Source organism: Mucilaginibacter sp. PAMB04168 (assembly GCF_039634365.2).
GTDB lineage: Bacteria > Bacteroidota > Bacteroidia > Sphingobacteriales > Sphingobacteriaceae > Mucilaginibacter.
Map to the genome: position 1 here is coordinate 4,805,006 of NZ_CP155079.2, position 22,352 is coordinate 4,827,357.

The 22,352-nt window shown below is 45.0% G+C and carries 14 protein-coding genes; 6 read left to right on the plus strand and 8 right to left on the minus strand.

Annotation, left to right across the window (positions count from 1 at the left end):
- Positions 1–100: 100 nt before the first annotated feature.
- On the minus strand, positions 101–1,045 hold the full coding sequence (locus tag ABDD94_RS20355) for a GNAT family N-acetyltransferase (protein ID WP_345953766.1): 945 nt from the start codon (positions 1,043–1,045) through the stop codon (positions 101–103).
- Between the two features lie 186 nt (positions 1,046–1,231).
- Between ABDD94_RS20355 and ABDD94_RS20360 the strand changes: the two genes are divergently transcribed.
- Positions 1,232–2,602 carry a hypothetical protein gene (locus ABDD94_RS20360; protein ID WP_345953767.1) on the plus strand — a complete coding sequence of 457 codons (1,371 nt, stop codon included), beginning with the start codon at positions 1,232–1,234 and terminating at the stop codon, positions 2,600–2,602.
- Positions 2,603–2,820: 218 nt separating this feature from the next.
- On the opposite strand, the gene ABDD94_RS20365 is transcribed toward ABDD94_RS20360, so the two are convergent.
- Positions 2,821–4,644: an ABC transporter ATP-binding protein gene (locus ABDD94_RS20365; protein WP_345953768.1), complete on the minus strand. Its 1,824-nt coding sequence runs from the start codon at positions 4,642–4,644 to the stop codon at positions 2,821–2,823.
- A gap of 91 nt (positions 4,645–4,735) precedes the next feature.
- Between ABDD94_RS20365 and ABDD94_RS20370 the strand changes: the two genes are divergently transcribed.
- A complete protein-coding gene (locus tag ABDD94_RS20370; protein WP_345953769.1) occupies positions 4,736–5,617 on the plus strand; it encodes a glycosyltransferase in 882 nt (293 codons plus the stop codon).
- A 68-nt stretch (positions 5,618–5,685) separates the two neighbouring features.
- On the plus strand, positions 5,686–6,585 hold the full coding sequence (locus ABDD94_RS20375; protein ID WP_345953770.1) for a glycosyltransferase: 900 nt from the start codon (positions 5,686–5,688) through the stop codon (positions 6,583–6,585).
- Positions 6,586–6,587: 2 nt separating this feature from the next.
- On the opposite strand, the gene ABDD94_RS20380 is transcribed toward ABDD94_RS20375, so the two are convergent.
- Positions 6,588–8,216, minus strand: coding sequence for a DUF5672 family protein (locus tag ABDD94_RS20380; protein WP_345953771.1), 1,629 nt, complete (start codon positions 8,214–8,216; stop codon positions 6,588–6,590).
- On the opposite strand from ABDD94_RS20380, the gene ABDD94_RS20385 reads away from it, so the two are divergent.
- Together ABDD94_RS20385 and gcvP are read left to right on the plus strand one after the other, a co-directional pair.
- Positions 8,215–8,439: a hypothetical protein gene (locus ABDD94_RS20385; RefSeq protein WP_345950259.1), complete on the plus strand. Its 225-nt coding sequence runs from the start codon at positions 8,215–8,217 to the stop codon at positions 8,437–8,439. The genes ABDD94_RS20380 and ABDD94_RS20385 overlap by 2 nt on opposite strands.
- Positions 8,436–11,345, plus strand: a complete 2,910-nt coding sequence (gene gcvP, locus ABDD94_RS20390; RefSeq protein WP_345953772.1) for an aminomethyl-transferring glycine dehydrogenase — start codon at positions 8,436–8,438, stop codon at positions 11,343–11,345. The genes ABDD94_RS20385 and gcvP overlap by 4 nt, the downstream gene beginning before the upstream one ends.
- A 172-nt stretch (positions 11,346–11,517) precedes the next feature.
- Here the strand turns inward: gcvP and ABDD94_RS20395 are convergent, their stop codons facing one another.
- From ABDD94_RS20395 to ABDD94_RS20405, 3 genes are all read right to left on the minus strand, one after another.
- Positions 11,518–13,056, minus strand: a complete 1,539-nt coding sequence (locus ABDD94_RS20395; RefSeq protein WP_345953773.1) for a SulP family inorganic anion transporter — start codon at positions 13,054–13,056, stop codon at positions 11,518–11,520.
- 204 nt (positions 13,057–13,260) lie between these two features.
- On the minus strand, positions 13,261–14,370 hold the full coding sequence (locus tag ABDD94_RS20400) for a metallophosphoesterase (RefSeq protein WP_345953774.1): 1,110 nt from the start codon (positions 14,368–14,370) through the stop codon (positions 13,261–13,263).
- 59 nt (positions 14,371–14,429) lie between these two features.
- The gene (locus ABDD94_RS20405; protein WP_345953775.1) at positions 14,430–16,940 is read right to left on the minus strand and encodes a hypothetical protein; all 2,511 of its coding nucleotides are present in this window, start codon (positions 16,938–16,940) and stop codon (positions 14,430–14,432) included.
- A gap of 175 nt (positions 16,941–17,115) precedes the next feature.
- Between ABDD94_RS20405 and ABDD94_RS20410 the strand changes: the two genes are divergently transcribed.
- Positions 17,116–17,325 (plus strand): YtxH domain-containing protein, encoded by a 210-nt coding sequence (locus tag ABDD94_RS20410; protein WP_345950254.1) that lies wholly within the window; start codon positions 17,116–17,118, stop codon positions 17,323–17,325.
- A gap of 79 nt (positions 17,326–17,404) precedes the next feature.
- On the opposite strand, the gene ABDD94_RS20415 is transcribed toward ABDD94_RS20410, so the two are convergent.
- Positions 17,405–19,390, minus strand: a complete 1,986-nt coding sequence (locus ABDD94_RS20415; RefSeq protein WP_345953776.1) for an alpha-L-arabinofuranosidase C-terminal domain-containing protein — start codon at positions 19,388–19,390, stop codon at positions 17,405–17,407.
- A 61-nt stretch (positions 19,391–19,451) separates the two neighbouring features.
- Positions 19,452–22,343 (minus strand): glycosyl hydrolase 115 family protein, encoded by a 2,892-nt coding sequence (locus ABDD94_RS20420; RefSeq protein ID WP_345953777.1) that lies wholly within the window; start codon positions 22,341–22,343, stop codon positions 19,452–19,454.
- Between the last annotated feature and the right edge of the window lie 9 nt (positions 22,344–22,352).

Below are 22,352 nucleotides of genomic sequence, written 5' to 3' on the forward strand. Positions count from 1 at the left end.
AGCCTGAAAGTGGTTGATTTGTTTGATACCGCCTCAAAGGGTGTAACCGAAGAGCGGTTAGTTCCAGCAAATAATTTTATTTAGGCTAAACGCGCATTACTTACAAGCTAAGTTCCATCTGTATATTACAACGCTCGTAAGGAGAGGGTATACCTGTAACCTTTTTAAAGCCCAGCTTATGATAAAGATTAATGGCTGGTTTCAGGACAGTATTACTTTCCAGGTAAAGTTTATCGGCACCGGCTTGGCGGGCTTTTTCTATAGCAGCATTGCCCAGCAGCCAGCCTATACCTTTGCCCTTTGCTTTAGGCGATACAGCCATTTTTGCTAATTCATAGGTTTGGTTTTCCATTTTAATAAGCGCACACGTACCTACAGGTTCGTTTTGATATAAAGCAAAAAGTATGTATCCACCCTTATCAAGAATATACTCTTCCGGATGATCCAATGATTTATAATCAGAAGTTTCCATTTTAAAATAGGTGGTTATCCACTCTTCATTAAGTTGCTTAAAAGCTAGCTTCCATTCCGGACGATAGGCTATTACTTCTACTTCTTTACTTTCACGCAGCTTTTTTTCATCCTGCACACGTTTGAGCAGGTCTTTCTGTGCCAACAGGTATTCCCACTCTTCAATCGCTTTCCAAATGTTGTATTGCGTTTTTTGCAGTGCATTTTCAACAGCTGCATTTACATCAGCATATTGATCTTGTATCCGTTCATTAATGGCCAGGCCCAATTCTGTAAGCTTTACAAAGTTTTTACGGCCGTCTGTATCATTCCCGCCTTTTGATACAATACCATCCTGAATCATCTCTTTTACAATATTGCTTACCGATGGGTGAGAGTGGCCAATCTCCTGCGCAATCTGCATGATTGATTTTTCTTCACCCATAGAGAGTGCATAAAAGACCGGCAGCCACTTGGGTTGCATAGCAATATTGTATAATTCATACACTTTACCGGCTTGCTCTGTAAGTGTTTCGCTCAAGCGGCGCAGACGGCTACCTAGTGCCATCTTACCCATTTTATCGAAAATATCCATACTTATTAAATTACGTAGGAAATTACGTAAATAAAAACCAATAATCAAAATTTGAGATTATGCTCGTACAACTATAGTAACCTGTACTGTCCTGAATGATGTTATCAGCTCATGTTTTAATTGTAGTTTAGTGATACCAATTAAGCCGTATGTATCTCAATCACGTACAGGCATCACATACCTACTATGAAAATAAGACCTTACTTGTTTTTGGCTGCTACTTGCGCTGCAGTAGTATTTGCATCTGCCGCCCAGGCGCAAATCGGCAAACGTTTTCCGTCGGAGCGTAAAGTTGTTAAAGATCCGGTTACCGGTGTAATGCTAACCTTTCTGACCAGCACACCCGCTGGTGACACTAAAATTTACCAAACGCATCCGCAGTGGACGGCAGACGGGCAATGGCTGGTATTTCGCTCCAATCGTGCAAAAGGAGAAGCCATGGCAGTTAATGAAAAGTATGGCGATATAGTTCAAATAACCGAAGGAGGCTATACCGGTATGCTGAACCTGGCACGTAAATCAATGAAGTTGTATCATATGCGTAATGTTGGCCCGGCAACCGAAGGGCCCGGCCGCGGGCGTCCCTTGGAGGTGGTTGAAGTTGATTTGGCCAAAGTATTAACCGACAGTAAAGCCGGCAAAATGCAACCGGCCAGCACCTATCAACGCGTTTGCGGAACCATACCGGCCGAAATGGGTGCAGGTGGCGACATGGCGTTGGATGCCGATGAAGATAAAGTATACTTCCATGTTGGACGCACTGAAGCTGCCAAACATTTGGCTGCTGATGCCAAAGTGGAGGGCACTTTCGGTCCGCGTAATATGGGCGCCGGCCCTAACGGCCTGGCCAGCATGAATGTAAAAACCGGCGAAATTAAATACATTGTATCCGTTCCTTTTCAGATTGGACATATACAGGTTAACCCCTGGGTACCAGGCGAAATTGTATTTTGCTGGGAAACGGGAGGCAAATCACCACAACGCACCTGGACAGTTAAGGCCGATGGTAGCGGCTTACGACCCTTATACCCCGAAAGCCAATATGAGTGGGTTACCCATGAAGCCGTTATAACGCCTGATGAGGTAGCCATTGCTATTATGGGGCACCGCAAAGTGCCAGGTACAGGCGATGCTGCAGCCGGCACTCCGGTAGGTGGCGCCAATCCTGGTCAGGAAGCAGCGTGGGGACCATCGGGCACGCGCGAAAAACCTACCGGACTGGGCATTGTAAACCTGCGTACACGCGAAATGACCATTGCTGGACAAACACCAAGCGGTAGCGGTCTTTGGCATGTGGGCGGCTCAAAAGATGGGCGCTGGGCCGTAGGTGATGATTTTTCGCGGAGCATATATCTTATCGACCGTCACACCAGTGAGATGATGATGCTCTCTACCGGGCATAAAACCACCGCGGCCGACCACCCGCACCCAACCTTTAGTCCGGATGGTACACGTATTGAAATCCAATCGGCCATGTTATCGGCTGATGGAAGGGCCATGAACATTTGCATTATCCCCGTACCGGATGCCTGGTTAAAGCGTACTTATAAGCAGTAAAGAGGTCTTTAGCATCACCTGTATGATAATTGTTTATGCAACAATTATCATACAGATTCCATGAAAAAATATGCTGCTAAACACCTGGTTTGGCAAGTAGCTAAATAGTGATTTATTGCATACTTTCAGCTAGACGCAGCCCACACTACGCCAGCGTAGCATGACATAAGCCTTGCATCTTATAACACATGCAGTTTAACTATTGCAGGTCAGGCGAATTATTCTGTCTGGAAGGTTTGCATATCAATAAGCTTACGGTATAAGCCATTGTTCTGCATCAACTGCAGGTGCGTGCCCTGTTCGGCCACGCGGCCGGCTTCAAGTACAATGATCAGGTCGGCGTTTTGGATAGTGCTTAAACGGTGTGCAATAATTAATGAGGTACGATCCTTCATCAGGTTATTCAAAGCATCCTGCACCAGTTTTTCCGATTCTGTATCCAAAGCCGAGGTAGCTTCATCCAGCAACATAAGAGGCGGATTGTTTAATACGGCACGTGCTATTGATATACGCTGCTTTTGTCCGCCCGATAGTTTTACACCACGGTCGCCCACACTTGTTTGGTAGCCCTGCTCGGTGTTCATAATAAAGCTATGAGCATTGGCAATGCGGGCTGCTGCTTCTACTTCCTGTGGTGTGGCGCCGGGTTTGCCAAAGGCAATGTTGTTGTAAATGGTATCGTTAAACAAAATGGATTCCTGGTTTACAACGCCCATCAGCGCACGCAACGAATCTGTTTTTACCTTTCGAAGGTCATTGCCATCAACCAGTATTTTTCCAGTTTGGGGTTCAATAAAGCGTGGTATCAAATCCATCAGAGTAGATTTACCACCGCCCGACGGACCTACTAAAGCCACCGTTTTACCGGCAGGTATCTTTAGGTTTATTTCTTTTAACACTTCGTTATCGCCGTAGGCAAAACTTACGTTTTCAAACACAATACCCTGGTTAAAGCCATTTAAAGCAACGGCATCAGGCGCATCAACAATCTGCGGCTTTTCGTCTATCAGTTCCAATACGCGTTCGCCGGCTGCAATGCCCGAATGTATAGACGAAAAAGAGTCGCCTATGGCCTTAGCCGGCCTCATCAACTGCGAAAACAGCGCAATGTAGCTAATGAAAGTTGGCGCCGTAAGCGTAGACTGATTGCTGATTAGCAGGTAGCCACCATATAGCACAATTATGGCTACCATAGTTACGCCTAACGCTTCAGATACCGGCGAAGCCAGTTGCTGGCGGCGCGCCATACCTTTTATAATAGCTGTATAACGGGCATTTTCGTTATGGAAACGCTGCTTGGTATATTCGGTAGCATTAAAGGCTTTAATAATACGGATACCAGAAAGTGCCTCGTCCAGGTAACTGATCATATTGCCGTAAACCTCCTGGGCCAATACAGCCTGGGCCTTTAGTTTTTTTACAATTCTGGATATAATAAAAGCAGCAACAGGTATTACCAGTAATGAAAACAAAGTAAGTTTAACTGATATGGCAAATAGAGTAACCAGGTAAGCAATAAGCTGCAATGGTTCTTTAAAAATTACCTGCAAGGTACCGGTTACCGAGTATTGCACTATCTGAACGTCTGATGCAACTTTGGATAGGATATCACCTTTGCGTTCATTGTTAAAATACCCCAGGTGCAGGTTCATTACATTGCCAAATACGGCACGGCGTAAATTAAGCAAAGTATGCGCACGCATGTTTTCCATGGTGCGTTGTGAGAAGTATTTGAAAAGATTAGCTAAAACAACCGACCCAATTATAATGCCGCATACAAACTGCAATGCGCCCCAGGTACCGTATTTAATTACAATTTCGTTAACATGATAGGTAAAAAAGCCGCTCAGGCTATCAGCCGACTCTGTGTTAACAGTTGGGGCTCCTTTATCCTTACCCATAAACAGCGTTTGCAATAACGGGGCAAGTAAAGCAAGGTTGAGGGTATTAAACGTTACAGCAAACAGTGTGCAGATAATGTAAGGAATAGCAAATTTTTCAATTGGCTTGGCATAACCCAGTAAACGGAAATACGTCTTCATTTAAAAGAATAAAATCCCGCAAAATTAGCTAAATTTTAACTAACAGGCTCTGCTAATAAATTTTATAGCTTTGCTGTGTTAAAGCTTGTGCATGATATCTGTTATAATATCCTCAGTTGTACCCCACATGCTGGCCAGTGTTAGCGAAAACATAGCCGCTACGATAGGCGTACCTTATGAGCTAATAGGTATTGATAACGGTACCGGCGCAAGAGGTATTTGCGAAATTTATAACCAGGGAACCAGGCAGGCTAAATATGACATTTTGTGCTTTGTGCACGAGGATGTAGCGTTTAAAACAGCCTATTGGGGGCAGCATGTTATTAATACGTTTGCTACCGAACCTGATTTGGGTTTATTAGGCATAGCCGGCAGTAGCTACAAAAATGCCGCGCCATCCGGCTGGCATGGCATAGGTTTTTTTACCGACCATGTGAATATTTTGCAGGGCTATAAACAGACCAATGCCGAATTAAAGCATTACTGCCGAAACCCGCACAATGATCAATTTACCGAAGTAGTTAGTATTGACGGCGTGTGGTTTTGCACCCCACGAAAAGTGGCTCAGCAAATACCGTTCGATCAAAAAACCTTCACCGGCTTTCATGCCTACGACGTCGATTTTTCGCTGGCTGTCAGGCAACACTATAAAGTAAAGGTGACTTACGATGTGCTATTGCATCATTTTTCGGAAGGGACTTACGATGACAAGTGGGTTTTTGAGATATTAAAACTGCACAATAAATGGTATAAACACTTACCGGCCCAATCGGCGCCTATTGATCCGGATGACCAGTTTACCGCTGAGAGCAAAACATTTTTCCTCTTTATATCGCAGGCTGTTGCGGCCAAAGTGCCTATGCGTTTGGTTTACCAGGCCTTGTGGCATTGCACCGTTTACCGTAAAAAGTGGCCTAAGTTTTTCTTTAAGCTAAGCAAGCATATTTACCGTTCGTATAGGGCCGCCCGTTAGAGAAAGTAAAATACAGCCGCTGAACAATCAGCCAAAACAAAAATTTACCAAGTTTCAATTACTTATAAATGATCTCTGTTATAATATCTTCGGCTAACCAAAAATTACTGGCCGATGTGCGTGTAAATATTGCCGAAACTGTTGGTGTGCCGTTTGAAATTCTGGCGTTTGATAACAGCACCGGCGCTAAAGGTATGTGCCAGATTTACAACGAAGGTGTAGCGCAGGCAAAGTATGATATTTTGTGCTTTATGCACGAAGATGTTAGCATTAAAACAGCCAGGTGGGGTGAAATCGTAAACCGCCTGTTTCAGGAAAATCCGGCCGTTGGTCTGATAGGCGTGGCGGGCAGTAGTTACAAACCCCTATCGCCATCGGGTTGGCAAGGCGTAGGCGGCGACCGTACCGATTACCTGAACGTTTTACAATCCTATAAATACAACAAATTGGCGGCTGAGCATACTTACCGTAACCCCCGGAACGAAAAGCTGACCGAGGTAGTTAGTGTGGATGGCGTATGGTTTTGCACTACCCGGACGGTGCTGGCTAAGGCACGTTTTGATGAAGACACGTTTACAGGTTTCCATAAGTACGATCTGGATTTTTCGATGCAGGTAAGGCAGCACTACCAGGTAGTGGTTACTTACGATGTACTGATGGAACATTTTTCGGAAGGAAGCTTAAGCAAGGAGTGGGTATTTGAAACTGCAAAATTTAATGCCAAATGGATTAATCAACTGCCTGCTTATACCGAAGAGCTAACGGCCAAGCAAAAATTTGTGATCGAAAAACAAACGTTCAGGGCTTATATAGCATACCTGATTAAATATAAACTACCAGCCAGCCTGGCCTATCGCGAACTGTTTCGAAACCTGCGTTACCTGAAGGTTTACCCGTCATTGTTTTTTAAAAACCTGGCCTTTGTGGGTAAGGCTTATAAGGTAGCCAAAAAAGAGGGCCGTTTATAACTTTAAACTTCTTCCCATGATTTGATGGGATGCCAATGCGTAATGGGGCTTAATAAATCCAGCTCTGCATGGGTGGCAAAACCGGGTATTGGGCTTATAAGCACGCGCCTTTCGTTTTTAAATTCGGGGGCAGCTATCAAGCCTTTTATTTTTTTGGATAGTGTTTTCTTCTCTGGTACCACGCGGTGTGTAAGTACTTGAAAGGCATGAAAATCATCGGGTATATGGTTATGGGTAAAGCGCCACCATATTTCCTTATCTTCTCTCAAGGTTTTAACCTTAACCCCGAACGACATGGTTGTGGAATTGGTATGTTTCCAGTGCGTGCTTTTGGTTAGCAATACGCGGCTTAACTCACCACCTTGTGCAATGTGGGGGTTAGGCCCCTCTTCCGAATTAAGATACTTATCAGGGTGGTCATACAGCGTTACATAATCGGCCACGCCCAATCCTTCCTGCAAGGCCGTTAACGAGCCGGGCAAATGTAGATAGTCATCTTCAATTAAGTAAACGTAGCTATTATCATCAAAGTTTTCCAGCGCACGTTCAACCACATACCGCCATGATTTTGAGTTGCCCAATGAGGTTTTTACCGGCTCAATGCCGCGGCTTTTGATAGCCTCAATAGTTTCATGGCTGCAGTTATCGGCAAATACGTAAATGTTATTTTTAAACTCCTTAATAAAGTTATCCAGGCAGTGCATTTTAGTAGCAACATCCAGCTTTAATTTGGGGTTGCCCGCATCAGAAATACGGTAGAGGCATTTGATATCAACCGGCAAATCTGCCTTAAAATTATTGAACATTGTATGCTGCATAAGCGGGTAGCCGTGCTGCTTAAAAATAGGATGCCAAAACTCCACATGCCTATCCCAGGCATGGCAGCCAAAGGGTAATTGTTGCTTATTTATATTGAGGGCCCTTTGCGGCGAATTTTCGAAAGCAAAGCCTACCGCCTTTTTATGATCCGGAATATTCAATACCTTCTTTTTCCGGTTTACCTCTATACTCCAAAAGGCATCTTCATTAAACTGGTGCTTACCTTCTCGGGCCAGGTACTTTTGAATGTCCTGCTTACGGCTTATGGTTATATCATAAAACTTTTTTACCCTGCGTAATGAAAAGCCGCCATTGCCCGTACGGTTCTCAAACTGCTTTGGGCTGGGTTCGCCGTTCTTCTGAACATCGTACCGGGTATGTACATAATACTGCACCTCAGACTTTGCCGCCTTAAACAGATCACCATGGTCAATATCGCGCAGCCAGGGAGCACCTACATAATCAATGTCCTGGTTGCACCAGTGCAAAAGCTGGTCGCTGAAAACAAAAGCATCCAACTGGTAAATCAGGATGTATTCATAGTCCAGGAACTTGCCGTAAAACTCTTCAGACAGCATCAGTTTGTTATAACCGGCTATGCTTTCAAAGTAACTGTTATCAAAACTAACTACAGCGCTTAATGACAACTGTGCAGCTGCCTGGGGTAGTTTTAGATGCTCCGGCTTTATGGCAATAAGGGGATGATTACCCAAAACTTTTTGGCATTGCTGCAATGCAATGTTTTCATAATCAGAAATTGTATCACGATAGAAAGGAATAATAACACCAACTTTTTTTAAAGCGCCGATCATGAAGCAAATTTTAATTACAAAAACACCCCGTTTAACAACATATAATTTTACCGGAATACCGGCTGCTAAAATAATTAAAATTCTTAAGCAGATGACTTACTATTGCCAAGTAATACACCGCTGTTGTTTAAGCAATACCATTGTCACTATTTGTTTACCGATTGTTAATCAGGGCTTAAAAATGTACCTTTGCGGCAAACAAATAGGGCATCCCGTTTCATGAAATTGAATATCGATTACCAGGAAAAATTCCAGGCCAGACACATTGCACCAAACGACGCAGACACCGCTAAAATGCTGAAAACCGTTGGTGTAAACTCTTTAGATGAACTGATTGAACAAACCGTTCCTGAGAAGATCCGTTTAAAGGCTCCGCTTAACTTACCTGCTGCCAAAAGTGAGTTCGATTACCTGAATACGCTGAAACAAACCGTATCTAAAAACAAGGTTTTCAAATCAATGATTGGCCAGGGGTATTATGATGTGATTGTGCCGGGCGTTATTCAGCGCAACATTTTGGAAAACCCGGGATGGTATACGCAGTACACGCCTTACCAGGCCGAAATTGCACAAGGCCGTTTACAGGCTTTGTTAAACTTCCAAACCATGGTTATTGATTTAACCGGAATGGAAATGGCCAATGCCTCTTTGCTTGATGAAGGTACTGCTGCTGCTGAGGCTATGTTTATGCAATACAGCCTGCGTAAAAATCAAAAGGCCAACACCTTTTTTGTTTCTGAAGAACTGTTCCCGCAAACTATAGATATTTTAAAAACCCGCTCCGAGCCTTACGGCATTCAGCTGGTAATTGGCGACCACCGCACGGTTGAACTGACCGACGAAATGTTTGGCGCCATTGTACAATACCCTGCCAAAGACGGTGCAGTTTATAATTATACCGACTTTGCTACTGCTGCACACGCCAAAAACATTAAATTAACCGTAGTGGCCGATTTAATGAGCCTGGTACTGTTAACGCCTCCGGGCGAGTGGGGTGCCGATATTGTGGTAGGCACCAGCCAGCGTTTTGGCGTTCCGATGGGCTTTGGTGGCCCGCATGCGGCATTTTTTGCTACTAAAGAAGAATACAAACGCTCAATGCCTGGCCGTATCATTGGCGTAACTATTGACAGCGCCGGTAACTATGCCCTGCGCATGGCCCTGCAAACCCGCGAGCAGCACATCCGCCGCGATAAGGCTACATCAAACATTTGTACTGCACAGGCTTTGTTAGCTATCATGGCTAGCATGTATGGTGTGTACCATGGTCCGCAAGGGTTAAAACTCATTGCGCAGCGTGTGCATGGATTAGCCGTTTTACTGGCCCAATCATTAGGTCAGTTGGGTTATGAGCAACTCAACAACAGCTATTTTGATACCATTAAATTTGAGGTAGGCAGTTTGGCCGGCTCTATCCATGCCGAAGCGTTGAATAACGAGATGAACCTGCATTATGAGGGTTCAATTGTAAGCATTGCTTTAGATGAAACTACTTCGCCTGAGGACATTAAAACTATAATCCGCTTTTTTGCCAAAGTAAAAGGCAAAACGCTGAATGATGTAAGCTTTGATGAGCTGAAAGCAAACCTGGAAACCGTTATACCGGCCGAACTGCAACGCCAGTCTGCCTACTTAACGCACCCTATATTCAACTCGCATCACTCAGAGCATGAGATGCTGCGTTACATCAAATCATTAGAGGCTAAAGATCTTTCGCTTACGCATTCAATGATTGCATTAGGCTCATGTACTATGAAGCTGAACGCCACTACCGAAATGATCCCGGTAACCTGGCCTGAGCTTGGTAAAATGCACCCTTTTGCACCGGCTGATCAAACCGGCGGTTACATGCAGTTATTTGACGAACTGAACAAATGGCTTAGCGAAATTACCGGCTTTGCCGCCATGAGCTTACAGCCAAATGCCGGTGCACAAGGCGAGTATGCCGGCTTAATGGTAATCCGGGCTTATCATAACGACAGAGGCGATCACCACCGTAATATTGCCTTAATTCCATCATCGGCACACGGTACCAACCCGGCTTCGGCAGCTATGGCTGGCATGAAGATCGTGGTGGTTAAATGCGACGATAACGGCAATATTGATGTGGCTGATATGAAAGCCAAAGCAGAACAATACAAAAATGAACTGAGCTGCTTAATGGTAACTTATCCATCAACCCATGGCGTTTTTGAAGAGTCTATTATTGAGATATGTGAAGTGATACATGCCAATGGCGGCCAAGTTTATATGGATGGCGCCAACATGAACGCCCAGGTAGGCTTAACCAGTCCGGCAAATATTGGCGCCGATGTTTGCCACCTGAATTTACATAAAACATTCTGTATACCTCACGGTGGCGGCGGCCCCGGTATGGGCCCTATTGGTGTAGCTAAACACCTGGTGCCTTACCTGCCCGGCCATGCGGTAGTAAATATCGATCAGGGTAAATCTATCCCTGCCGTATCTGCAGCACCATGGGGTTCGGCCTCCATTTTGGTTATCTCGCATGCTTATATTGCTATGATGGGCGGCGATGGCTTAACCAACGCCACCAAATATGCCATCCTGAATGCTAATTACATTAAAACTCGTTTAGAGCAGCACTACCCGGTATTGTACAGCGGTTCGCAAGGCCGTTGCGCACACGAGATGATTTTAGATTGCCGCAGCTTCAAAAACTTTGGTGTTGAAGTAACCGATATTGCCAAACGCTTAATGGACTACGGTTTCCATGCGCCAACAGTATCTTTCCCGGTAGCGGGTACAGTTATGGTGGAGCCAACAGAATCAGAACCTAAGCATGAGCTGGATCGTTTCTGTGATGCCATGATCGCCATCCGTCACGAAATTGAGGATGTGGAGAAAGGCCTGTTAGATAAAGCCGACAATCCATTAAAAAATGCGCCACACACAGCCGCTGTAATTACAGCTAACGAGTGGAGCCATCCATATACCCGCCAAAAAGCGGCGTTCCCGCTGCCTTATGTAGCCGAGCACAAGTTCTGGCCATCAGTAGGTCGTGTAAACGATACCTACGGCGACCGTACCCTCATTTGCTCATGTCCGCCCCTAAGCGAGTATGAGTTTGAAGAAAGCGAAGTAACTACACCAGAATACGGTACATGATAATAACAGCAGAGGCTCCTAATGGAGCCTCTGCTGTTTCTGCTGTTATTGAATACTAATATTTAATTGTAAAAGAGTTTTATAACATCACCATGTTTGGGAATAAAGCAATCTCAGCTTCCTCAATTTGAGATAAATTAAATTTGATAACACCACCTACGAATCAGGTACTCTATTTACGCTTATCTGTTGCAACTCTATAATCCGGATCTTCCAGAATATTTACATCAATTACAGCACCGGCGTTTTCCAATAGCTGGCGGCAATCAGGGCTGAGGTGTTTGAGGTGGAGTGTTTTGCCGGCTTTGTGGTAACGTTCGGTGAGTTTGTTCAATGCTTCAATGGCCGACATGTCTGAAACCCGGCTATCTTTAAAGTCAACAACAACCTTTTGAGGATCACCGGCTACGTCAAACTTTTCGTTAAAGGCCGTTACCGAACCGAAAAACAACGGCCCGTATATTTCATAGTTCCTGGCGCCATCCTCGTCGGTATATTTGCGTGCACGTATACGTTTGGCGCTTTCCCAGGCAAATACCAGGGCCGAAACTATCACACCAATAAGAACAGCCAACGCCAGGTTATGCAGCCAAATGGTAACCGCCGCTACCAAAATACCTACAAATACATCCTGCTTAGGCATTTTGTTAATAATTCGAAAACTTGCCCATTCAAATGTGCCTATTGCAACCATAATCATTACGCCGGTTAAGGCAGCCATAGGTACCCTTTCAATAATGGGTGCACCAAACAAAATAATAAGCAGTATAGTTAACGCAGCCACAATGCCCGATAAGCGCGCCCTCGCGCCTGCTGTTAAATTAACCAACGTTTGAGCAATCATTGGGCAGCCACCCATTCCAAAAAAGAAACCATTCAAGATGTTTGCAGTGCCCTGGGCTACACACTCCCGGTTGCCGTTGCCTTTGGTAGCTGTTATTTCGTCTACTAAGTTTAGCGTAAGCAGGCCTTCGGTTAAGCCAACACCCGCCATAATTAAAGCGTACGGGAATATTATCTGGAAAGTACCTAAACCAAACGGCACAGCCGGGATATGAAACGGAGGAAAACCACCGCTAACGGCGGCTATATCTTTTACTGTTTTGGTATGAATGCCGAAGCCCAGCACTATAGCAAACACCACAATAATAGCTACAAGCGATGGCGGCACTGCTTTAGTAAGCTTTGGAAGCAACAGTACAATACCAACAGTTAGCGCTACCAAGCCCGCCATTATGTAAAGTGGTGTACCGCTTAACCAAATAGTTTGCCCATTAACCACGGTTTTGAACTGCTCAAGCTGTGCCATAAAAATAATAATGGCAAGGCCATTTACAAAGCCGTACATAACTGGTTGGGGCACCAAACGAATGAATTTACCCAGCTTAAATAAACCAACCACAATCTGAATTACCCCAGCCAGTGCTACCGCTGCAAATACATACTCCAACCCGTGCGATTTCATGAGCGCAATAAGCACCACTGCAGTGGCTCCTGCACCGCCTGATATTAGCCCCGGCCTACCACCAAGTATGGCAGTAACCAACCCCATGATGAAAGCAGCATACAAACCCACCAATGGCGGAAAGCCAGCCAGGATAGCGAACGACAATGACTCGGGCATCATAGTCATGGCTACTGTAAGACCGGACAGTATTTCGTTTTTATAATTTACTTTTTGCGAAAAGTTGAAGAGACCTAAAGAAGACATAATTAAATAACATAAAAACAGCCAGCAATAAAATGCTGCACAAGCATGGAAACAAATACATTAAGGGAAAGCCAACTATACCGGAGAACGGAAGGAATGCAACCGGAGCTCAAACTTCAGGGTGGTGTAACCGGGTTGTTATTAATAGCTTCTTTCATAACAATTTGCAGCAAAGTTAAAAATTGAAACCTATTCTATAACCATTTACTGCCGAATTTCAGCCAGGCCGATTAATATCTCCTCCAGCTTACTCTCATCCAATACTATGCGTTCAGGTTGCCCGGCCTTGTCGTATTCCCATTTTATTAGCCGCATACAGCCTTCCGTTATTTCGATACCGGTAATGTCACCATCATCATAACAACAGCAACCAGTATTGAAGTAAGATGGCCGGTACCCCGGAAAGCTAAACTTAGCATCGCCCTTTAACACATGCTTGTTGATTTGCGCACGCAAACTTTGCGCTACGGCAGTATCGCCCTGCTGTTCGGCCTTTTCCAGGTCAATATACAACCGCTCCAAATGGGTAAGCGAGCGGAAAACAGGTTGGTGCGTATGTCCGGTAATAAGCAACAAGTTATTTTGCCGGCTGCTCCACTCGTACATGATTTGGTTGTGCTGCGTTTTAAGGTGATCATTAGTGGCCGGCGTATTAGGGTTTATTTCGAGATAGGCCTGCAACGGCCCCCATACATTGGCAACAAACCATTTACTAAACCAGTTGCCATCACTTTGCAAATCGCCCTGATGGCCGTGAGTGAGGTAAATGCTCAGCGGCTTATTGTTCACTTTTGTTTGCAATATTACGCCTTCATAAATCTTAACCGGCACACCATAGATCTGCTCCAGCATAATACCCGCCAGCGGATCGTTATCCCAGTACAGGTCGTGGTTACCAAATATTTTAATGAAGGCATTACTTTTTAAAAACAGCTTTTCCTTTTCAAAAGTGGCTTTATTATGCTTTTTTACCGCCAGTATGCCATTCTCCCAAAGCTCCTCGCTATCGCCCAGGTTAATATAGTGATATTGTTGCTGCCCATAATAGTCAAGCGCCGCCAGGTAATTCTTTTCAGAAAGGATGAAATCATCGGCGTGATTACGGGCGCCCTTGTGCTGATCGGAAAGTATAACAAACTTATCCTTTTCCGCATCAAATGGTATAATAATACCCCGCTTGCCGTTGTTGGTAATGAGGGAGTTGTACAATGCTGTAAGCGCGCCATGCACCCGCACGGCATCAGGCCGGGATGAATATTCATCAGCTAAACGAATTAAAGGCTGTTTAAACCATTTTTGCAGCAAACGGCGCATATAGACCTTAAACGTAAGCAATGTACTTTTGTGTGATGCCGGGTGATGTTCTGCACATCCTACTGCTTTGGTAAGGCGGCCTCCTTTGTTGCCGAAAAAGGTAGGTACTTGATTTTGTCAAATGCGAGCCGATTTTTGATATCAGCCATATCTTTAAGCTTGAACTCGACATCTTTTACAATGTTATTCATACTTTGCTCAGATAATATCCAGTTCATGGGCACATCTTTTTGGCTAGCCGACAGCGGCGCGTCGATAAAATCGCCCTCCATGCCTTCAATAACATCCCTCAGGTCGTGCACGGCGGCGTCGCTCCGGCCTTTGCGGGCATTATAAATACCGCCAATCACTTCAAATATTTCATTCCCAAAATTTAGGTTTGCACTACCATCCTCAGGGGCCAATTGATCACTAAAGCGCAAAAATATGACCACCGGCCTAATTTGTGCAAACAGATTACTATGCTGTAACTGCAATGCTTTTAACATTTCGAGCATGGAGCCAGCCCCTGTATTTTCTACATAACCGCCGTCCAAATAATGATATTTACGGCAGGCTTGTTTTATCATTCCGCCAGGTGAAAACAAAGGAAAACGCGTACTGAAATTGATGCCGGTGCTATAGGCAATATTGCCTTTAATTTTGCCGGCCAGCAAATCGCGCTGTCCGCTGCCCCACACGCCATCGGGCGCTGCATTCATGATCCAGCATTGCTGACCGGTTTCTACCTCGTCGGTATTAAATATAACAAGTGGCTTGTTGTTTTTGGTAACGTTAAGCGTATCGAAATGAGCACTGAAGATATTGCGGGAACTGTTTGGACTGAGCAGTTTGCTGTAACGATTTTCCCAGGCCTCCTCCATGGCAATGGCCCGATCAAGCCGGTTGATGTGCCAGGGCAAAAACAAGTTCAATAAATCACCAAAAAACATTTTTCCAACTACAGGCGCTATATAATCACCTTTAAAAAAATCGAAAGCAGCACTATCTAAACTATTTTTGTATCTCAGTTCCTGAGATGAATTACCGTAGGCTACTGCATTAAACAACCCTAAACCCAGAGCTCCTCCCGACACGCCCGACATGGCATATATAGAGCGTTTTAGGTCTATATTATCATGCTCCAACCGCTTTTGCAGCTTAGTTAAATACAAAGCGGTAAAACCACCCGTACGTAATGCCCCACCCTCGGCACAAACAAATATAACCGGATACCTTCTACTAACAGAATCAGCCTTAACCGAATCCGCCCCTGCCGGAGCAAGCCTGCTCGCAGGATGAAAGGCATCCAACTCGGCCTTGTACTGACTAAACCATCTTGAAAAATGGTCTTTCAACACAGGTCTTTTGGTAATAAGGTCGGCCTGCTGAAGCTCTTCCCTAACCGGATGATCTTTGTTGCTTACAGAGGAATAAATGAGCAGGCACAACAACAGGAAGCGGATCGATACCGGCCACTTGCGAAGCCGGGCAAAATCAAGATACAGCACGCCTACATACATACCAATCCAACAGGCAAAGGCCAGCGCAACTAAAGCCGGTGCACCTAGCATCTCAAAAAAGTTACTGCCTTCCCAATTTGTAGATACCGGTATGATACTTATTACAGTAAACACAATTAACGATAGCAACGCAACCATCACCACCTGTTTGTGCAGGTTTTTATAAAAACCGGCGGGTATGCGGTAGGTCCACTGCAAGGTATGCGGATGGGCCGGCAATTGCGGGCTGAAGCTAATGAGCTCAAATTCAGCAGGTACTTTGGTATCATTACTTGGCACCTTGCTTTGCGGAAAGTTGTTCCGCAGATCGTCAGAAGTGTTAAATGTATTATTAAACTGCGCCACCAACCCCGATTCGGGCTCATTGAACTGCCCTTGATTGGGTAACGAGTAAACGTAGTTATTATAAATGCCGTAAAGCCTGCTCACCCAATTGTACTCGGTGGCCGGCAGGCTTTCGGCGGTAGGAAACAGCCTGCGCAGGTTAAGCCGAGGCTTGCTAGCTTCCGCCTTAATAAAATATAGATTGGTTAGTACACTAAACAGCACATATAAGCCTGTAAAGGCCACAACATACGGCAATGCAATAGCGCCCAGGTCTTTGTGCCGGCCAAAAGAAATAAGCAAACTTATGCCTACTAACACGGTTGGCCAAAGCAAACAACTGCCCGATACTACACGCTGCACCGTTTTTCGCCAGGTTACACGGGCGTCGGTTAGGCTTTTGCCGGAGTTATCGCTTACGTAAATGGCATACCGTACACCAAACTCAGAAACCACACTCCAGATAAATAGTGTAAGCAAGAGGAACAAGTAATTTTCAGGCCTTCCCGCGTCGAGATTTTCTATTACAACTAACAGCGTATCTATGCCCTGCGGCAGCACAATAAAGATAACTGATGCAATGATGGCAAAAATCAGCATCAGCCCAACCTGCTGCAACACCGAAAATAAATCGTGCATCAGGTACCGGAAGGAAATACCTTTAGCTTTTTGGTAAGTGTAGGCAAAAGCACCCCGTAAGGAGGGCACAAAGAAAAACCTGAGAATTTGAGATAGGTTACTCATAATAGGGCATTTAGGTTTAATCTAAGCTACTGATAATTAGGACAGGAGAAATAGATGGGGAGTAAATTGGATCAAAAAACGGTACCTAAAGTATATTGCGTTTTTTAATGTCTTTGGCACCAAACTTGCAGTTTACCGTCCATATAAATAGTAAACAATTTAAATCAGAAATACGATGAGCTTATTAAAATGGGCAGTTTTAGGTGCTGCTGCAGCCTATGGCATTAAACACATTACAAAAAAACGCGTTGAAGACGGAAAATCAATAATTGACGATTGGAACGAACAAGCGCCTGAATGGATTGAAAAAGCAAAACAGTACACTGACGAAGCTATTAGCAAGGTAACCAACCGTGCACAAGCTGCACAAGAAGATTACCAGTAGATTTTATTAGTTACTGCTAAATAAAAAGTCCCGGACATTACTGCCCGGGACTTTTTATTTAGGTATTATGGCAAGCTTACTACCTCAAAGCCAACCTTACCACATTAAACGAATAAGGCTTAAGGGTAATAGGCAACGTTTTCCCCTTCACAGCAATGCGCTCATCTTTCGGGCTCACATTTACCGCATTCTCAAAAGTATTAACGGCTTTCAAATCATTGCTGATATAGGTGTGTATACCGGTAAGCGGCAGTTTATTATTGCTCTTTAACTGTACACTTCGCGTTTGTACTTTTTTAGAGGCATTCACTATTTTAATGATCAGCTCATTGCTCTTATGATCAACCACTGCCGATGCGTACAAGCTATCCTGACCAGCCACCGCCTTATTACCTGTTGTAATTGATACCACATCTGTTCCTTTATATAATGAGTACAGCTTTTGTACGTAATAATTGGGCGTGCCGTACACATGCAGGTTATCTACCCAAATCATATCGGGCGTCCATTGCCAGCCCTCGGCATGGGCAAACAGCGGCGCGTATGAGGCCATGCTTACCACAGCGGCATTACGCTCTAAGCCGGTCATAAAGGCGGCCTCGGCAATGGCGCATTGCCAGTTGTTTTGATTAGTTGGCTTCGCTATGCCATCACTTTGGGCAGCATATTCGCCGGCAAATACTTTGGAGCCGTTACGATCATAACTATCATAGCGGGTAGCATTGCTAAAAAACCAGTCGGGCGAGCGGTAATAATGCTCGTCGATAATATCGGCCTTATTTTTACGCAGTGCGTTGTTCAAAAAATCAAAGCGGGCACCATTAGGATCAGTACCTGAGCTGTTTACGATCTTAATATCCGGGTAATGCTTTTTAAGACTGTCGGTAAAAATCTTCAAACGCTCCAAGTACTGCGGCCCCCAGTTTTCGTTACCAATGCCCATCATTTTTAAATTAAACGGCTCAGGGTGGCCCATTTCTGCACGTTTCTTGCCCCAGGGGGTATTAATATTACCGTTGGCGAACTCTACCAGGTCAAGCGCATCCTGCACATAAGAGCCCAACTGTTCTAATGGTACCAGTTCGGCAGTATTAAACTGGCAGGCCATGCCACAGTTAATTATGGGCAAGGGCTGTGCGCCAATATCTTCGGCCAACTGGAAGTATTCAAAAAAACCTAAGCCATAGGTTTGAAAGTAATCGCCGGTTAAACGGTGCTTAAATTCGGTGTTCCAGCGGTTAATGTTCAGTTCACGGTTTTCAACCGGACCAATTGTCTTTTTCCAGGGATAGCGCGTGGCAAGGTCGCGGCCTTCCACCACACAACCGCCTGGAAAACGGATAAAGCCAGGCTTCATATCGGCCAGCAACTGCACCATATCGCTGCGTAACCCTCCGGGGCGCTGCTTCCAGGTATCGCCTGGAAATAAGGAGATCATGTCCAGATCAATCACCCCATTACCTTCCAGCCACATACCGAACTTGCCTTTAGCAACAGTATTGTTAGCCGTAAAGCTTACGCCTTGTTTATGCCATTCTGTTCCACTTTCTGCCGGCACCAATACGGTTTGACCTACTACGTTGTTCTTTTCGTCCAACAGTTCTATATGCAGTTTTACACCGGGCGCTGCCTGCCGGTACATTACAGAGAAGTTGTAGGATAAACCTTTTTTGATACCCATGCCCCTGAATCCCTCATTTACTATACCCACATCAGTTTTATTGGCAGCGTCCCTTACATTAACCCGCATAAACCGTGGATTTGGATTATTAACCGGACTTTGCTGCCGATTAAGTATCAGTACATCTCCCTCGCTTATTTTCTTGCCCTTAACCGACCAGCCCATGAGCGGCGTGGCAAACTCGAATGAACGGTTTTTAACCAGCTCGGCATAAATGCCACCATCGGCACCCATGTTAATATCTTCAAAAAAAACGCCCCACATAGTGGGCTGCACCTTAGCAATGGACTTGTCGGCATTTACCATAATAGGCATACTTTTTTGCGCAGCGGCATTAAAGGTTAAAGCGGTTAAGCAGGCAAGGGCGGTAAACTTTAGGTTCATAACTGTCAAACGTACAATTAAAAAGATTTGGTCAAAATTAATATGGCAGCCATGCAGGCTGCTATAATTTATTTTCTGGAATAAGGCTGTAAGCCGGTTTATAATCGGGTGTTAAATTAATTAAAAATCTGTCAACAATAACACCCGGATCAACTACATATAATTTAAGCTGATGCTTGCCGGGCTTTAACGCCGGCAAATTTATTTTACGAATAGCGTTATTGCTCAAAACGTTGTTCTTCCATTCGTTGCTGCGGGCCTCCGTTTTAAAATTAACAACCTGCGGCTTACTGCCATCAACCGAAACGGCGTAGCGCATACCGTAATTCTTATTTAGCGGATGAGTAGGCACCGTAAATACCGACAATTGCGGCCGGCTGGCATCGGTAAGGGTATAAAAATCATAGCTTACATGCGATGCAGTGGCCCAGTTGGTATCTACTGCGGCGTGAATCTTGGTATAATTAGCTATTAAGGCATGTTGTGAATACCCCAGCGTGATATCGGTATCCCAATGATGTGAATCACTCTTTTGATCGGAATAACTGGAGGCGAATATGGATACCATCCCTTCCTTTTCAATTAACCCTTTATATCCGGCCAGTTTAACCGATGTTTGGTTATCGGCTTTTACCAATACCGTATAAGTTTTGCCCGCCGTTGTAAAATCAATCTTTCCGCTATGTAAGCCCGGCTGCTTAGCCAGTAGTTTCCAGTTGATACTAACGTAGGTCCGGATTTGTCTTTTACCCGCCTGATTCGTCAACTCGCCCTGATTTAATAATGTTATCCAGGGTTGTGAGGGTACTGCTTTCCACTTTAAAGTGGTATCCTTTTTCAGGTAAACGTCTACAAAATATGACTTGTCTGCTAATTGACTTATTACAGGCAATGTAAAAGTTGCCGGAGACACTTGCAAAGTATCGCCGTACAAGCCTTCGGGCGCAATGCCCCAACTTTCGGCTGATATTTTATGGTCAAATGCAGGCAGATCCGGCTCCTGATAAACAGGCAAATTACGGGGCTGCATAGACATGATGTTATTCCATTTACCACCGGCCAGTTTATGATTGTAATATTCGGTTTCGGTAAGGATACTTTGGTAAGCTTTCCTGCTCCTCTCCGCGTATTCCTGTGCAACTAAACGGTTTTGTTTACCATACAGGTAGGCTTTGTCGCGGTACAAAAACTTTTGGTTGATAAGCGATGCGCCGTTTACAGGATAGTATACTAACTCGTAAAAAGCATCTTTGTTGAGCATTCCCGTGCTGTTGTAAATTGAAGATGCTTCTTGCGCCAGTTGCTGGTAAGCGCCTACCCTATTGGCAGCCTCATCACCATAAGCAAAGTGATTGTAAGCGGTATAATTGGTTTTGGTAGTTGGTTCTGTTTGACTCCAGCCCATAAACTCGGGGCGACGCTCCCAGGCCAAATTGTAATAACGCTGCAGCAAGGCGCGGATATGTGAAGCTTTACCTGCTCCCCATTTTGCAGCACACCACCGCTGCAAGTGCTGCGTTAAATCACGGCTGCTTTTGAAGTTGCCGGCCTGGTAGGCCATGTCTAAAAACAGCTGCATGTTATACTCACAAGGCTTCAGGTCACCTATGTTAAGCACCCACATTTCGCGGGCATTCATATCATAAGCCTTCATCATTTCCTCGCGCATAAGGCCCGGTGATGTTGTGCTGAGCCACAAATAATCGTGCGGACGCCCCCAGTATGAGGCATGATAGTACACACCCGAGCCGCCCTTACGTTGCTGCTCCTGCGCATTACTAAGCCGTTGTATATAGCCGTAATTATCATCAGTCCACATTAGGGTTATATCATCAGGCACGGTAAGGCCATTTTCATATACATCAAGCACTTCTTTGTAGATGGTAAAAACCTGTGGCACTTTGGTGGCATCGCGGTTTACGTACTTTTGCAGCAGGCCACGCTGATCTGCTATAATCTGCTCCAGCAGCGGTACCGCTTCCTTAGGGCCTTTTACACCCTCCATGCCGCTATCATGCACGCCTCGCATACCCATGGTATAAATGGCGTTGTTAGCGCTGCTTTCTTTCACCCGGCTTTCCCAATAGTTATAAACAGACTGTTTGTTGGTAACGTAGTTAAAGTGCCCCATGCTTTTCTCGTTCCACTCCCCTACGTTATTACGCAGCATGGGTTCTGCGTGCGAGGAGCCTACTACAATCTGGTAATCGGCCGCTACTTTGGCATTGCCAGGATAAGAGTAAAAAGCTTTGGTGCTGGGATGCATGGCCGGCCAAATGAGATTAGCTTTCAGGCGCAGCAAAAGTTCAAATATCCTGGCGTAAGTTTTAGGACCTATGTCGCCGGTTTCAGGTTCATAGGTTTTGGCTGCCCAGGGCTGTAAGCCCCAGTCTTCATCGTTAATGAAAATGCCCCTGTATTTTACAGACGGCGGCGCTGAGGTGTAAGCCTTAATTTCTAACGTCAGCACCTTTTGTTGAACCGGCTTTACATCTGCCCACCAGTACCAGGGCGATACGCCCATACGTTCAGAAATATCGAAAACACCGTAGGCCATGCCGCGGGCATCGCTACCAATAATTGCCAATGCATGGTTAATGCTTTTAGTGGGATGATCGATAACCTGCAAGGCATAAGTTTCCCATTTGGCTTTTAAGGATGCCGTATTAACGTTTAGCTTTACCAGTAAAGCTGATTGTGCAGTGCCCACAATAATAACATTGCCTTTTGCCGCATTTATATCAGTTAACACCTTGGGTAAATAGCCGGTTACGCGCTGAATATCCTGCGCCAGCAAATGCGCTGTAATTGAATCAAGGTTTTGCCGGCCTTCTTCATAAACAACAGTTACTTTGGATTGCGCGGTAACTACATCAAACTTAACGGCGTAAGCTTTTATACCCCACGTTAGCAGGATGAGTAGAATGAGATACGCGCGATTGTGTTTGTGCATTGTTGTAAA

What these genes read in the sequence shown, in the direction of transcription:
- ABDD94_RS20355 (WP_345953766.1), bottom strand. Translation starts at nt 1,045, where the DNA reads ATGGATATTTTCGATAAAATGGGTAAGATGGCACTAGGTAGCCGTCTG.
- ABDD94_RS20360 (WP_345953767.1), top strand. Translation starts at nt 1,232, where the DNA reads ATGAAAATAAGACCTTACTTGTTTTTGGCTGCTACTTGCGCTGCAGTA.
- ABDD94_RS20365 (WP_345953768.1), bottom strand. Translation starts at nt 4,644, where the DNA reads ATGAAGACGTATTTCCGTTTACTGGGTTATGCCAAGCCAATTGAAAAA.
- ABDD94_RS20370 (WP_345953769.1), top strand. Translation starts at nt 4,736, where the DNA reads ATGATATCTGTTATAATATCCTCAGTTGTACCCCACATGCTGGCCAGT.
- ABDD94_RS20375 (WP_345953770.1), top strand. Translation starts at nt 5,686, where the DNA reads ATGATCTCTGTTATAATATCTTCGGCTAACCAAAAATTACTGGCCGAT.
- ABDD94_RS20385 (WP_345950259.1), top strand. Translation starts at nt 8,215, where the DNA reads ATGAAGCAAATTTTAATTACAAAAACACCCCGTTTAACAACATATAAT.
- ABDD94_RS20380 (WP_345953771.1), bottom strand. Translation starts at nt 8,216, where the DNA reads ATGATCGGCGCTTTAAAAAAAGTTGGTGTTATTATTCCTTTCTATCGT.
- gcvP (WP_345953772.1), top strand. Translation starts at nt 8,436, where the DNA reads ATGAAATTGAATATCGATTACCAGGAAAAATTCCAGGCCAGACACATT.
- ABDD94_RS20395 (WP_345953773.1), bottom strand. Translation starts at nt 13,056, where the DNA reads ATGTCTTCTTTAGGTCTCTTCAACTTTTCGCAAAAAGTAAATTATAAA.
- ABDD94_RS20400 (WP_345953774.1), bottom strand. Translation starts at nt 14,370, where the DNA reads ATGCGCCGTTTGCTGCAAAAATGGTTTAAACAGCCTTTAATTCGTTTA.
- ABDD94_RS20405 (WP_345953775.1), bottom strand. Translation starts at nt 16,940, where the DNA reads ATGAGTAACCTATCTCAAATTCTCAGGTTTTTCTTTGTGCCCTCCTTA.
- ABDD94_RS20410 (WP_345950254.1), top strand. Translation starts at nt 17,116, where the DNA reads ATGAGCTTATTAAAATGGGCAGTTTTAGGTGCTGCTGCAGCCTATGGC.
- ABDD94_RS20415 (WP_345953776.1), bottom strand. Translation starts at nt 19,390, where the DNA reads ATGAACCTAAAGTTTACCGCCCTTGCCTGCTTAACCGCTTTAACCTTT.
- ABDD94_RS20420 (WP_345953777.1), bottom strand. Translation starts at nt 22,343, where the DNA reads ATGCACAAACACAATCGCGCGTATCTCATTCTACTCATCCTGCTAACG.